This is a genomic window from Allopusillimonas ginsengisoli, from assembly GCF_004153455.1.
GTDB lineage: Bacteria > Pseudomonadota > Gammaproteobacteria > Burkholderiales > Burkholderiaceae_B > Allopusillimonas > Allopusillimonas ginsengisoli.
Genome location: NZ_SDQE01000007.1, coordinates 14,464 through 27,742 on the forward strand (window position 1 = coordinate 14,464; position 13,279 = coordinate 27,742).

The 13,279-nt window shown below is 57.3% G+C and carries 17 protein-coding genes; 5 read left to right on the top strand and 12 right to left on the bottom strand.

Annotated features, from left to right (window positions below; genetic code table 11):
• Positions 1 to 7 precede the first annotated feature (7 nt).
• The 9 genes from ERE07_RS13175 to ERE07_RS13215 form a co-directional block, all read right to left on the bottom strand.
• Entirely contained in the window at positions 8 to 433 is a 426-nt protein-coding gene (locus ERE07_RS13175) for an OsmC family protein (protein WP_280634373.1), read from the bottom strand.
• A gap of 118 nt (positions 434 to 551) precedes the next feature.
• A complete protein-coding gene (locus ERE07_RS13180) occupies positions 552 to 1,478 on the bottom strand; it encodes a pirin family protein (protein ID WP_130009470.1) in 927 nt (308 codons plus the stop codon).
• A gap of 166 nt (positions 1,479 to 1,644) precedes the next feature.
• Positions 1,645 to 2,961, bottom strand: a complete 1,317-nt coding sequence (locus ERE07_RS13185; protein WP_130009472.1) for a sulfate adenylyltransferase subunit 1 — start codon at positions 2,959 to 2,961, stop codon at positions 1,645 to 1,647.
• A gap of 73 nt (positions 2,962 to 3,034) precedes the next feature.
• On the bottom strand, positions 3,035 to 3,943 hold the full coding sequence (cysD, locus tag ERE07_RS13190; protein ID WP_130009474.1) for a sulfate adenylyltransferase subunit CysD: 909 nt from the start codon (positions 3,941 to 3,943) through the stop codon (positions 3,035 to 3,037).
• A gap of 5 nt (positions 3,944 to 3,948) precedes the next feature.
• A complete protein-coding gene (locus tag ERE07_RS13195) occupies positions 3,949 to 4,659 on the bottom strand; it encodes a phosphoadenylyl-sulfate reductase (protein ID WP_130009476.1) in 711 nt (236 codons plus the stop codon).
• Between the two features lie 9 nt (positions 4,660 to 4,668).
• Positions 4,669 to 5,742, bottom strand: coding sequence for a sulfate/molybdate ABC transporter ATP-binding protein (locus tag ERE07_RS13200; protein ID WP_130009478.1), 1,074 nt, complete (start codon positions 5,740 to 5,742; stop codon positions 4,669 to 4,671).
• Positions 5,739 to 6,617, bottom strand: a complete 879-nt coding sequence (cysW, locus tag ERE07_RS13205) for a sulfate ABC transporter permease subunit CysW (RefSeq protein WP_209021152.1) — start codon at positions 6,615 to 6,617, stop codon at positions 5,739 to 5,741. Before cysW ends, ERE07_RS13200 begins: the two co-directional genes overlap by 4 nt.
• 2 nt (positions 6,618 to 6,619) lie before the next feature.
• A complete protein-coding gene (gene cysT, locus ERE07_RS13210) occupies positions 6,620 to 7,414 on the bottom strand; it encodes a sulfate ABC transporter permease subunit CysT (protein ID WP_245153719.1) in 795 nt (264 codons plus the stop codon).
• 140 nt (positions 7,415 to 7,554) lie between these two features.
• A complete protein-coding gene (locus tag ERE07_RS13215; RefSeq protein ID WP_130009482.1) occupies positions 7,555 to 8,571 on the bottom strand; it encodes a sulfate ABC transporter substrate-binding protein in 1,017 nt (338 codons plus the stop codon).
• A gap of 205 nt (positions 8,572 to 8,776) precedes the next feature.
• On the opposite strand from ERE07_RS13215, the gene ERE07_RS13220 reads away from it, so the two are divergent.
• The 4 genes from ERE07_RS13220 (at position 8,777) to azu (ending at position 11,310) form a co-directional block, all read left to right on the top strand.
• Positions 8,777 to 9,358, top strand: a complete 582-nt coding sequence (locus ERE07_RS13220; RefSeq protein WP_130009484.1) for an HdeD family acid-resistance protein — start codon at positions 8,777 to 8,779, stop codon at positions 9,356 to 9,358.
• Between the two features lie 42 nt (positions 9,359 to 9,400).
• Positions 9,401 to 10,342 (top strand): DnaJ C-terminal domain-containing protein, encoded by a 942-nt coding sequence (locus ERE07_RS13225; protein ID WP_130009486.1) that lies wholly within the window; start codon positions 9,401 to 9,403, stop codon positions 10,340 to 10,342.
• A gap of 2 nt (positions 10,343 to 10,344) precedes the next feature.
• Entirely contained in the window at positions 10,345 to 10,677 is a 333-nt protein-coding gene (locus tag ERE07_RS13230) for a chaperone modulator CbpM (RefSeq protein ID WP_130009487.1), read from the top strand.
• A gap of 186 nt (positions 10,678 to 10,863) precedes the next feature.
• A complete protein-coding gene (gene azu, locus ERE07_RS13235) occupies positions 10,864 to 11,310 on the top strand; it encodes an azurin (RefSeq protein WP_130009489.1) in 447 nt (148 codons plus the stop codon).
• 29 nt (positions 11,311 to 11,339) lie between these two features.
• On the opposite strand, the gene cueR is transcribed toward azu, so the two are convergent.
• Positions 11,340 to 11,795 (bottom strand): Cu(I)-responsive transcriptional regulator, encoded by a 456-nt coding sequence (gene cueR, locus ERE07_RS13240; RefSeq protein ID WP_130009490.1) that lies wholly within the window; start codon positions 11,793 to 11,795, stop codon positions 11,340 to 11,342.
• A gap of 76 nt (positions 11,796 to 11,871) precedes the next feature.
• On the opposite strand from cueR, the gene ERE07_RS13245 reads away from it, so the two are divergent.
• Positions 11,872 to 12,078, top strand: coding sequence for a heavy-metal-associated domain-containing protein (locus ERE07_RS13245; protein ID WP_130009492.1), 207 nt, complete (start codon positions 11,872 to 11,874; stop codon positions 12,076 to 12,078).
• A gap of 58 nt (positions 12,079 to 12,136) precedes the next feature.
• Here ERE07_RS13245 and ERE07_RS13250 read toward each other — a convergent pair whose 3' ends face one another.
• Both ERE07_RS13250 and cydB read right to left on the bottom strand, forming a co-directional pair.
• Complete coding sequence (locus ERE07_RS13250) at positions 12,137 to 12,286, bottom strand: DUF2474 domain-containing protein (RefSeq protein WP_130009493.1); 150 nt, start codon at positions 12,284 to 12,286, stop codon at positions 12,137 to 12,139.
• On the bottom strand, positions 12,270 to 13,277 hold the full coding sequence (cydB, locus tag ERE07_RS13255; protein ID WP_130009495.1) for a cytochrome d ubiquinol oxidase subunit II: 1,008 nt from the start codon (positions 13,275 to 13,277) through the stop codon (positions 12,270 to 12,272). The genes ERE07_RS13250 and cydB overlap by 17 nt, the downstream gene beginning before the upstream one ends.
• Positions 13,278 to 13,279: the final 2 nt, after the last annotated feature.

A 13,279-nucleotide genomic window follows, 5' to 3' on the forward strand; every position in this document is an offset into this window, starting at 1 on the left:
CTGCAATCTAGGACTGCAGGGTCGCATCCATGGAGATCTTCGCATTCAACAGTTTGGATACAGGGCATCCCGCTTTCGCCTGGTCAGCGATGTCGTCGAACTTGGCCTGATCTGCGCCAGGGATTGTCGCCACCACAGTCAGATGGCTGGCGGTAATGGCAAACCCATCTCCTACTTTTTCAAGCGTAATGTCGGCAGTGGTGCGGATTTCTTCCGGTGGCAGTCCCGCTTCGCTCAGCATCAGCGAAAGCGCCATCGAAAAGCAGGCGGCATGCGCAGCGCCGATCAGCTCTTCGGGATTGGTTCCACGTCCATCCTCAAAGCGTGCCTTCGCGCCATAAGGGGCGTCGCTCAGCACGCCGGTTTCAGTGGAGATGGAGCCTTCTCCTTCTTTGAAACTCCCCTTCCAAACGGCGGATCCCTTCTTGACGATCATATTTCACTCCTTGCTGTCGATTTGGCAGATGCGCGGTCCACGCCCAGTACATCAGGCGCGTCCCTGCGTCAGTCACCTCCAGCAAGTGCCATGCCCGCCCGGCACTCCCTCCTGACTATGGGTATCGTACCGGCTTACCGGGAATATCCGGTAAAGGAATGAAGTCCGACTCGCCGGGCACCTTGGGGAAACGGCCTGCTTTCCAGTCCTCCTTTGCCTGCTCGATACGGTCGGCGGAGCTGGAGACAAAATTCCAGGACAAATAGCGGGAAGATTCCATCGGTGCGCCACCGAACAGCATCAATCTGGTGGAAGTTGGCCCCGCCGCAGTCAGTGTGACGCTTTTTCCGGGTTTGAGCACCAGCAGTTGTCCAGCGTCATAGCGCTCGTTGCGACCAATATCCAGTACCCCTTGGGCAACATAAATCGCCTGTTCGGGATACTCTGCGGGCATCTGCAGCGTCGCGCCTGGCGCCAACATGACATCAGCCTGGAACAAATCCGACAGAATGGGCGCCGGGGAGCGGTGCCCGAGAAAACAGCCTGCAATAATTCTGGCCGATACGCCCTCGCCTTCTTCGACGGGAAGCGAAGATTTTCCAACATGCAAGAAATCGGGCTCATCTTCTTCATGTGCTTCGGGCAGTGCGACCCAGCATTGCATGCCAAACAACGCTGAACCGCTCTGCCTTGTCTCTGGCGCAGTTCGTTCCGAGTGGACGATTCCCTTTCCGGCTGTCATCCAGTTGACGTCGCCCGGCTGAATTGTCTGCAGGCTACCCAGGCTGTCGTGGTGCAGAATCTCGCCATCGAACAAGTAGGTGACCGTGGCCAATCCGATGTGAGGATGCGGCCGGACGTCCAGCCCCTTGCCGGCACTGAACACATGAGGTCCCATCTGATCCAGAAATACAAATGGGCCCACCATACGCCGTTCGCGCGAGGGCAGCGCGCGTCTTACTTCGAACTGATCCCCAAGATCGTGGGTGCGAGGGACCACGACGACCTCGAGCGGGTGGTCATCGTTCAATTGATCTGCCATGACGGTTTCTCCTGGACAGTGGATTGGTAAGCATCAATACAATATTGATTGAACGGGCTTTGCACAGCCAGTTACCAGCCCAATTTACCATTCCAATCCCAGCCGCCCTTCTCGCCTGTGTTCGGCGTGAGCGATGAAACCGCTATTTCGCCATGCTGAGAGCCAGTCAATCAGCAGGCGCTGCCCTGCGTATCAGACCGCCTGCCACCGTGAGGTGCGTCGCCTCATCAATGAGAATAAACGCACCTGTCGCGGCAAGCTCATCGTAGCCATCCACGGCCAACGAATCTCGTGTTCGAATCGCGACGCGGCCAATATCGTTCATGGACAGCGCCTCTCCGTTCATGGGCAATTCGACCAGGTGCTGCAAGTCGCGGCGATTGATGATGTCAGCAACCCGAGCACTGCTTGTTTTCGCGCCATGCTTGATCAGATACTTGCGTGCGGGATTCAGTGGCTGCGTACCCAACCAGCAAAGGTCCGCTTCGAACTCGCGCGTAATCGTAGGCGCCTGAACGCTATGACTCAGCCAGTCTCCCCGGGATATATCGATATGTTCATTGAGCAGCACTGTGACAGGCACGCCTGCACTGGCTTGCTCCACCTCTGCATCAAAGGTGAGCAACGCCTTGACTGTCGCACGCACGCCCGAGGGCTGGACAATGACCTCATCACCTTTGCGCAACGTGCCACTGGCCACCTGGCCGGCGTAACCTCGCAGGCCATCTGCCTGACTGCCGTTATGCCGTGCGACCCATTGAACCAGAAAGCGCAGCGGCCCCTGGTCCAGGCCTTCATCCGCCTCCAGCGTTTCCAGCAGCGTCAACAAAGTCGGCCCTCTATACCACGGCGTGTTGCCGGATACGCGAACGATGTTGTCGCCAAGCAGCGCAGATACGGGGATCACCTGGAAACGGGGGATGCCAAGTTTTTTTGCAAGCTCCGTATATGCATGTTCAATGCGCTGAAAGACGTCTGCATTCCAATCGAGCAGATCAAGCTTGTTCACCGCCACAATGATATGACGCACCCCCAGTAAGTGCGCGATTGTGCTGTGACGCCGAGTCTGCACTAACAGCTGCCCATCGCGCGCCTTGCTGGCATCCACGAGAATAATGGCGGCATGCGCCGTTGATGCACCAGTGACCATATTACGCGTGTACTGTTCGTGCCCAGGGGCATCGGCTACGATGAACTTGCGCTTGGGTGTCGAGAAATAGCGATAGGCCAGATCGATCGTAATGCCTTGCTCGCGCTCATCTTCGAGCCCATCGGTGAGCATGGCCAGGTTCGGTTCAAGGTCTTCTGGACGGCGATAGCGAGAGCGCTCTATGGCGCGCAGTTGATCAGCGAACACCGTTTTGCTGTCGAACAACAAGCGGCCGATCAGTGTGGACTTTCCATCATCGACAGAGCCTGCCGTGATGAAACGGAGAACACTGCGATCATTGGTCTGGATAAACTGTTCGTTGATGGCATTCATAGTGGATACTCGTTCTTGATACCCGGCATCCGATCAATGAATGCCTGGACCGACTGTTTGTAAATAAGGACCATCAGAAATACCCGTTTTTCTTGCGGCGCTCCATGGAAGCCTCCGACGTCTGATCGTCCATGCGTGTGGCGCCACGCTCCGTCACCGTCGTCATGGCCGTTTCGACAATGATGTCGGCTGCGCTCGATGCAACGGAAGCAACAGGGCACGTGCACGAGATATCGCCAACAGTGCGAAAACGCACAGACAGTGTTTCGATGATGTCTTCTTGAGCGGGTGGCGTTAGTGGGGTGACAGGCACCAGTAGGCCGTGTCGGCGTACCACCTGCCGTTCGTGCGCATAGTAGATGGACGGCAACGCAATGTTTTCCCGCTGGATGTATTGCCAGACATCCAGTTCCGTCCAGTTCGAAATTGGAAAGACACGCATGTTCTCGCCTGCATGGACACGCGTGTTATAGAGGTTCCAAAGCTCCGGACGCTGGGCCTTGGGATCCCATTTTCCGAACTCATCGCGAAACGAGAAAATTCGCTCCTTGGCACGCGCTTTTTCCTCATCGCGTCGCGCGCCGCCGATACAGGCATCAAAGCCGAATTCCTCGATGGCTTCAAGCAGTGTTACCGCCTGGGCCGCGTTGCGGGAATCGTTCTCCCTGCGCAGCACAACAGTGCCTCGTTGTATCGACGCCTCGACACTGCGTACGATGAGTGTTTCGCCAAGCTCGGCGATGCGGCGATCTCGGAATGCGATTACTTCGTCAAAGTTGTGGCCCGTGTCGATATGCATCAGCGGAAACGGAAAGCGCGAAGGCCTGAATGCTTTCTCGGCCAGACGCAAGAGCACGCAGGAGTCCTTGCCACCCGAGAAGAGCAGCACGGGGCGTTCGCTCTCTGCGGCAAGTTCCCGCATGATGTAAATGGCTTCAGCTTCCAGCCAGTCCAAATGACTGTCTATCTGTAATGCGACCATGATGCTTATCTTTCCTCCAGAACAAAAACCCGGTTTCGCAGATTGCCGGTATGCAGACCGCACTCCCTGGCGTCGGCGTTTTCCCACCACCAGCGCCCGGCGCGCAGATCTTCGCCAGGCTTGATGGCTCGCGTACAGGGTTCGCATCCAATGGACGGATAGCCCTGGTCATGCAGCGGGTTGTAGGGAATATTCATGGCACGGATCGCGCGCCAGATGTCGTCGTGATGCCATAACGCCAGCGGGTTGTACTTTTGCAGCCCAAACACCGCGTCGTACTCATTCAGCGCAAGTTCGGTGCGCGTGGTGGACTGTTCACGCCGCTGCCCGGTAATCCAGGCATCACGACCGACCAGTGCGCGTCGCAGCGGTTCGACTTTGCGCATATTGCAACAGGCCTTGCGCAGTGCCAAACTTTCGTAGAAGGCAAAGGCGCCATGCTCGTCAACATGCCGGGCCACAGCCTTCGCATCTGGGCGCCAGACCTCAATATCGCGGCCATAGCGCTCGCGTATCGCATCGATCAGGCCAAGCGTCTCGGCGTGAAGGCGGCCAGTATCCAGCGTGAAGATAGCGATAGGCAGACCTTCGCTCAGAATGGCATGCGTCAACACCATGTCTTCTGCAGCAAGCGACGAAGCGAAGGCAACCTTGGGGTGATCGCTGGCAATCTGTCGAAGATGCATCAATAAGGTGGTCCATCGATCAGCAGTCATTGTTTTCCTCTACGGTGCTATTGGAGTCGGAAAGATCCGCGCATGTCTGGGCAAGGCATATAGGGACTCGCCAATGCGCAGATCCAGTTCGCGAAATCGATGTTCCGGCACCTGGGCTTCGATGATCTTTCCGGTATCGATATGTGCCAGCTCAAGATAGGCGCTAGGGCCCGCCAGGTAGGCATGACTGAGCCGAACAGCAATGCCCGTCCGGCCCTGTGGCGCCTGCCGGCCAATATCGAACTCATGAGGGCGCACATAGGCGGTTGCCTGCGCGCCCTGCGCCTGGGCATGGGGTGGAGAAGGAAACGATATGCCCTCGGCATGCAGTACGCCGCCTTCCAGCCTGCCGCTGAACTGATTGACATCTCCCAGAAAACCATAAACAAAGGGCGTTGCGGGTTTCTCCCACACTTCTCTGGGCGTACCGACCTGCTCTATCTTTCCGGCATTCATGAGTACGATGCGATCGGCAACCTCAAGCGCTTCTTCTTGGTCGTGCGTCACAAAGACACTTGCCACATTCAGCTCATCGTGCAAGCGTCGCAACCAACGCCGCAGTTCTTTTCTGACTTTGGCATCCAGCGCGCCAAAAGGCTCATCCAGCAACAGCACGCGTGGTTCGACGGCCAGGGCGCGCGCCAGCGCAATGCGCTGACGCTGTCCACCGGACAACTGCGCGGGATAGCGGTCGGACAACCAGTCCAACTGCACGAGCTGAAGAAGTTCATGCACCTTGTGCTGGATTGCCCGCTCCGCGGGGCGCTGCGCACGTGGGCGCACCCGCAGGCCGAACGCGACGTTCTCGAATACCGTCATGTGTCGAAACAAGGCATAGTGCTGGAACACGAAACCGACTCGCCGTTTGCGAATATCGACGGTGGTCGCATCCTCACCGGCAAAAAGCACGCTGCCCGAATCCGGTCGCTCCAGCCCTGCGATTACACGCAGCAGCGTTGTCTTGCCGCAGCCCGAAGGACCCAACAAGGCAACCAGTTCGCCCGTGTCGATATGCAATGACACATTATTGAGCGCCTGAAAGTTGCCAAATGCGCGGGACAGATTTCTCACTTCAATACTCATGATGATGCCGGCTCCTGGCCGCTCCCTGTACGCCACTCTACCCAGCTCTTGAGCGCCAGGGTCAGCAGCGCCAGAAAGGCAAGCAGAGAGGCCACCGCAAACGCGGCGGAAAACATGTATTCGTTGTAGAGAATTTCGATGTGCAGCGTGACCGTATTGGTTAATCCGCGAATATGTCCGGATACCACCGACACCGCACCGAACTCTCCCATTGCCCTGGCGTTGCAGAGAATGGCGCCATAGAGCAGGCCCCACTTGATATTGGGGAGGGTTACGCTGCGAAATATGGTCCAGCCGCTGGCGCCCAATGTCAGCGCCGCATGCTCTTCGTCGCTGCCTTGTGCCTGCATCAGTGGTATCAATGATCTGGCCACAAAGGGAAATGTCACGAACAATGTCGCAAGAATGACGCCAGGCACCGCGTAAACCACTTTGAAATCATGACCGCCCAGCCAATCGCCAAACCAGCCGTTGCGGCCAAACAGTAGAATAAAAACCAGGCCCGCCACAACGGGCGATACCGTGAAAGGCAAATCGATCAGCGTAACCAGTACTTGTTTTCCACGGAACTGGAAACGTGTAATCGCCCATGCGATAGCCACGCCAAACACCATATTGGCAGACAACGAGATGGCGGCAACCAGTAAGGTCAGCCGTATCGCTGACCAGGCATCCGGGTCGGCAATGGCCTGCCAGTAAAGCGCGGCACCTCGACGAAAAGCCTCGATAAACACTACCAGCAAGGGTGCCAGCAGAAATAGTGCCAGAAAGCCGAGCGCCATCAACAAAAGCAGGTAGCGCATCCACCTGGGTTCTGTTAGATGCCCGGCCACGGGATAGTGGCTGCCGGCAAGACTGAGCGTGGCCGTGTTCATGCTCATCGGCGTCTCCCGTCTTGACGGCGGCCTTGCCACCATTGCAATCCGTTGATAAGGAGCAATAACGCGAATGAGAACATCAGCATGACGGTCGCAATGGCCGCAGCCCCTGCATAATCAAACTGCTCTAGCTTGGAAATAATCAATAATGGTGTGATTTCCGAAACCATGGGCCTATTGCCCGCAATGAATATTACCGAGCCATACTCGCCGATCGCGCGCGCAAACGCCAAGGCAAAACCGGTCAGCAAGGCAGGCAAAACTGCAGGCAGCAGCACCTTCCGGAATATCCACAGGCGGCTCGCGCCCAAACTGGCCGCTGCCTCTTCAAGCGCCTGCTCGACATCCTCCAGCACTGGCTGTACGGTACGAACGACGAAAGGCATGCCGATAAATATCAAGGCAATCACGATGCCCGCAGGCGTGTAGGCTATTTGCCATCCGAACCACTGCGCTATCGGTTTGCCCAGCCAACCATTGGACGCATACAAGGTCGTAAGCGCTATGCCCGCCACTGCCGTTGGCAAGGCGAAGGGAAGATCGACCAGCGCATCAAGCAGGCGACGACCGGGAAATCGATAACGCACCAATACCCATGCAATGACAAAGCCAAAGAAAGCGTTGATGGTGGCGGCAATCAGCGACGCACCGAAGGTAAGCCGATAGGAGGCCAGTACACGCGGCGCGGTGACGGTGGTCCAGAAGCCCTCCCAGCCAAGCTCGAAAGACTTGAGCGGAAGCGTTGCCAGCGGTAGCAACACCAGAATGCTGAGGTAGAGCATGGAGTAACCCATGGTCAGGCCAAAGCCTGGCAGAACGCCAATACCGCGCGCGCGGCGCTTGCCTGCATGTGCAGGGGACGCAGGGGGGGCATCGACGGTGCACAGGCCGTGTGGTGGCGGCACGGCAGCGGTGGGGATGCGTGAGGCGGTCATTACGGTTTATAAATCTGATCGAATGTTCCGCCATCCGAAAAATGCGTTTGCTGCGCTTCGCGCCAACCCCCAAAGACGCCGTCAATGGTCACCAGGCGCAGCGTGGGGAAGGTATCACGATATTTTTCGGCTACGTTTTTATCCACCGGCCGATAATAGTTCTGCGCAATGATTTCCTGCGCCTGGGGCGTATACAGGAATTGCAGATAGGCCTGCGCCGCCTCGCGGTTATGCTTGCGAGCCGCATTTTCGTCGACCACGGCGACGGGCGGTTCCGCCTGTATGGACAGCGACGGCACAACGATATCGAACTTGTCGGGGCCAAGCTCATTGCGCGCAAGAAAGGCTTCATTTTCCCAGGCCAGCAATACATCGCCCTGCCCTCGCTCGACAAAGGTGGTCGTTGCGCCGCGCGCGCCCGTATCAAGAATAGGCACATGCCGGAACAGTTGCCGGACAAAATCACGGGCGCTCTCGGCATCGCCGTTGCTGCGGTCCAGCGCATAGGCCCACGCGGCAAGATAATTCCACCGTGCACCGCCTGATGTCTTGGGGTTAGGCGTAATCACCTGCACGCCTTCTTTGATGAGGTCGTCCCAGTCGCGGATATGCTTGGGATTCCCCTTGCGTACAAGAAACACAATGGTTGATTTATACGGTGCGCTATTGTCCGGCAGGCGTGTCTGCCAATTGCCGGCCAGCAGGCCCGCGTCAGCGATTGCGTCGATGTCGTAGGCCAATGCCAGGGTGACGACATCCGCTTCAAGGCCATCGATAACACTGCGCGCCTGGCGCCCGGAACCACCGTGCGATTGGCGTATGCGCAACGTCGTGCCAGTGGCCTCCTGGTATGACTGAATGAATTTTTCGTTGATGTCTCGATAGAGTTCCCGGGTGGGGTCATAGGACACATTCAGCAAGGCCTGTGGCTCCTGCGCGCGCCCAGGGCCGGCGGGCAATGCGAGTGCTGTGCTGGCAATGATCATGGCGGCGAGAAAACCTGCCTTCTTCTGCATGACGGCTCCATCTATGGGATATGAGTCGTCATCTTGCCCATTGATGTCCTGGAAAGGAACTACTCGTTTTTCGATTGCTTATGTCTGTGTGACATATGCGCCATCTTCCTGGGCTTCGGATAGAATGGAACATGAGATTCGATGATCGCGCATCGCATCGGCATGCGGGCATTAAATCTTGCAGGTTCGATACAGGAGCTTCGTCATGAATCAACCTTCTGGCATTTCGCCTCGATCCGAAACCCTCGCCACTGCGCTCTCCAGGCTCGGGGCTCAATGGGGCTGGTTCATGGGCTTGGGCGCTGTGCTTGTCGTGCTCGGGCTGGCCGCGTCAGTACACGTACTCACCGCAACATTGATCAGTGTTCTGTTTGTCGGGCTGCTCATGCTGGCTGGCGGCATTCTCGAGCTCGTGCATGCCTGGCGCGTCCAGCACTGGAGCGGGTTTCTCTTCTGGAGCATTACCGGGGTGCTCTACGCAGGCGCGGGCGCCCTTGCCATTATCAATCCAGCCTTCGGTGCCAGCATCCTCACCTTGATGCTGGGCGCCGTGCTTATCGCAACGGGTGCGTTGCGGCTGTGGATCTGGTTCAACAACAGAACACAACGACACTGGCAATGGCTGGCACTGTCCGGTACCGTCACGCTGCTGGCAGGCCTGGTTATTGCTGTCGGTTGGCCGGGCAACAGCGTGTGGGTGCTCGGGCTTGTGCTTGCCATTGATCTGCTTTTCCAGGGCTGGACACTGCTTTTTGTGGGGCTGGCGTTGCGGCGCCTCAGGCAATAAACGTCCCAAACTTCCTGCAAGACGGCCATTTCAGGAGCTTCGATGAAATATATCGACTATTACCAGGTTCTCGGTGTCGACCGCGATGCGTCTCAGGCCGACATTAAAAAGGCCTATCGCAATCTTGCGCACAAGTATCATCCTGATGTCTCCAAGGAGCCCGGCGCTGAAGACGAGTTCAAGAAAGTCGCCGAAGCTTATGCCACGCTCAAAGATGACGAAAAGCGAAAAGCCTATGACAATCTGGGCCAGCATTCGCAAGGCGAAGAATTCGTTCCGCCACATGCCTGGCAGGAAAACGTGTATGAAAATACGGGCGACTTTTCCGATATTGATCTGGCCGATCTCATGGCCGCTTTTGCGGCAGCCAGGCAGGGAGGCCAGCAGCAACGCGCGCAACGCCCTATCCGGGGCGAAGATTTTGAAATGGCCATGCCGGTTACGCTTGAGCAGATCTTTACAGGCGCCGAAACAGAATTCACGGTCACCTTGCCAGAGTACGGCGAACATGGAATGATCCATCGCGTTCCGCGCACATTTCGGGTGCACATCCCCAAGGGCGCCGCCGATGGCCAACGCCTGCGCATGCCCGGCAAAGGCGGTGCCGGCCTAAACGGCGGCAAGCCCGGAGACCTGTATCTCGTGATGACACTGCAGCCGCACCGCCTGTACCGCGTAGACGGCCGCGATCTCTATGTGGACTTGCCGCTGTCTCCCTGGGAAGCCGCGTTGGGCGCCCGTGTTCAGGTGCCTACGCCCGCAGGCCGTGTCGAATTGAGTGTCCCGGCCGGCACCACCTCCGAGCGCAAACTGCGTTTGGCCGGACGCGGGCTGCCGGGAAGCCAGGGATCGGCGGGCAATCTGTATGCAATTGCACGCGTCGATATTCCCAGAACGCTCACAGACGGCGAGCGAGCGCTGTTCGAGAAGCTTGCGGCCGAATCCCGCTTCGACCCTCGCGCCCAACTTTATGCTGGAGCCTGAACATGACAGTCCACATTACCGAAACGGTTTGGCTGAACGCCTCAGACATCTGCTCGCTGGAACACATCGTTGAGGTGTCGGGGCTCAGCCAGCAGGATGTGCTCGACCTCGTTGATACCGGTATCCTCAAACCATCCAACGACGACCCGCACAACTATTTTTTTCATACCGAATGTGTGGTGCTCGCGCGCCGCGCCCGCCGGTTGCGTGATGACTTCGAGCTGGACCCTTCTGGGCTAACGCTGGCCATGCGCTTGCTGCGCAGGATGGACGAGCTTGAATCCGAACTGCAGGCACTGCGCGCAAGGCAAATCCGCAGCCGCATCCCAGACTAAACCAGGTTCGCTCAGCCGGCGAAAAATCCGTCTCGCTGGGCACGCGAAGCGGCTGCCAGTAACCCTACACCTCTGATGTGTATCAAAACGCGAGTCGCCAAAATGCGTTCAAATGGACACGTTTGAGCTAATGCATTTTTTGTGCCAATATTTCCTGCGTTTATCATTGTGCAAACTGGAGCCACTATGCTTGCAAAACTCTCTTTCGCTGCCCTTCTTTCCGTTGCCAGCCTGCCCGCGCTTGCCGCGTGCGACATCACCGTCGAAGCCAACGATGCCATGCAGTTCAATACCAAGGAAATCACGGTAGACAAAACCTGCAAGGAATTCACAATCAACCTGCACCATGTCGGCAAGCTGCCCAAGGCCAGCATGGGCCACAACGTCGTCATCACAAAGAAGGCCGACGAAAAAGCAGTGGCAACCGACGGCATGGCCGCGGGGCTGGATAATGACTATGTCAAGCCTGATGATAATCGCGTGATTGCGCACACCGATATCATAGGCGGCGGCGAAACCACCTCGGTGACATTCGATGTATCCAAGCTGGCCGCCGGCGAAGAATACGCCTTCTTCTGCTCCTTCCCCGGTCACTGGGCCATCATGACGGGCAAGCTACAGCTGGGCAGCTAGCCCGGCTTCTGGTTCGCCCGGAACTCGATTCACGAAATCTTTGGGTCTGGCAGCTTCGCTGCCAGATCGTCCAATATAGGGCACTCGGGCCGGCTGTCGCCGCTGCAGCAATTGGCCAGGTGTCTAAGCTGATCACGTATCGACTGCAGCTTTCGAATGTCCTCGTCCAGTTCAACAATATATTGGCTTGCCAGTTTCTTGACATCTGCGCTCTGGCGGGTGCTATCCTCCCAGAGCCCCAGCAACATCCGGATGCGATCCAGCGAAAAACCCAGATCCCGGGCTCGCTTTATAAAACGCAATGTCTGAACCTCGGCATCGGCATATCGCCGATAACCAGATGCGCTGCGCGCAGCGGGCCTGAGCAGGCCTATTTCTTCGTAGTAGCGTATCATTTTCGGCGTGATGCCCGAAGCATTCGCGGCCTGGCCGATATTGAACACGGGTGATACAGGTAGCGAGGAAATCTCCTTGATTTCACGCATGATTTGTCATCCTTTTACGCGACGTGTAGCCTGTGATCAATGTACCATTGAAAGCGTGTTCATTATGGAGAACGATATGCCTCAGTTCAAAGTGCACGACATGACCTGCTCTCATTGTGTCAAGACCATCACCAAAGCCGTCAAGGATATAGCACCCGATGCCGTGATCGAAATCGATCTCGGACGACACCGCGTCAGCGTAGGAAACGTCGGCGATCCCGACATCATCGAGGCAACCATACGCCAGGCAGGCTACTCTCCCTTGCGTGTTGACGCACGCTGAATCAATGTGGGCGGCACGTAGGCGCGATGCTTCCACGCCTTGCCCCGTATGGCCGTTGTCAGGCAGTCAATCCTGCCGCATTCATCAGGATGCGTAGCACATACGAAACCACCGCCAGTACAGCAATGCTGGCGGCCCATATCGCGACCAACCAAGCCACCCGTCTGGGCCAGCGCCGAGCTGGCTTTTTGTCAGTGATATCCGTCATCTACAGACACCTTGCCTCGAAATACATAGTAGGACCAGGCCGTATAGGCAAGAATAAAGGGCACAATAAACAAGGCGCCCACTAATGCAAAGCCCTGGCTTTGGGCGGGCGATGATGCGTCCCATATCGTGACGGATGGTGGAATGATGTAGGGCCACACACTGATGCCCAGGCCGCTGTATCCCAAAAAGACAAGCCCCAGCGTCAACATGAAAGGGCCCGCGTGTGGTTGGCTGGACAGTGACCGCAGCAGGTAGTACGCACACACAAGTACCAGCAAGGGCACCGGTGCAAACCAGAACAGGTTGGGTAAGCTGAACCAGCGCGCGGCAATTGCTTCGTGCGTGAGCGGCGTCCAGACACTGATCACTACAATGACCGCCAGCAAGCCCAATGTGAGTGGGCGAGCCAGCCCGCGCATGCGGTCATGAAGCTCGCCATGGGTCTTGAAGATAAGCCAGGTACAGCCCAGCAATGCGTAGGCGACGAGCAGTCCAAGCCCGGTAAATAGGGAAAACGGCGTAATCCAATCCAGCGCCCCGCCGGCATAGCTGCGGCCGGAAACGGGCAGCCCGTGAATATACGCGCCCAGTGTCACCCCCTGAAAAAAAGTAGCCGTCACGGATCCGAAAATAAACGCCTTATCCCATAGATGCCGGTGCGCCTCGCTCGCCTTGAACCGAAACTCGAAGGCCACGCCGCGGAAAATAAGCCCCAGCAACATGAAGATGAGTGGCAGCATGAAGGCATCGAGTATCACCGCGTAGGCCAGCGGAAACGCGGCCATCAGCCCCGCCCCGCCCAACACGAGCCACGTTTCGTTGCCATCCCAGACGGGCGCCACGGTGTTCATCATCACGTCGCGATCTTCCTTGGCTTTGGCAAAGGGAAAGAGTATGCCTATGCCCAGATCGAAGCCGTCCATGACGACATACATCAGGATCCCGAAAAGGATGATGACAGCCCATAACAAAGCCAGATCTACACCCATAT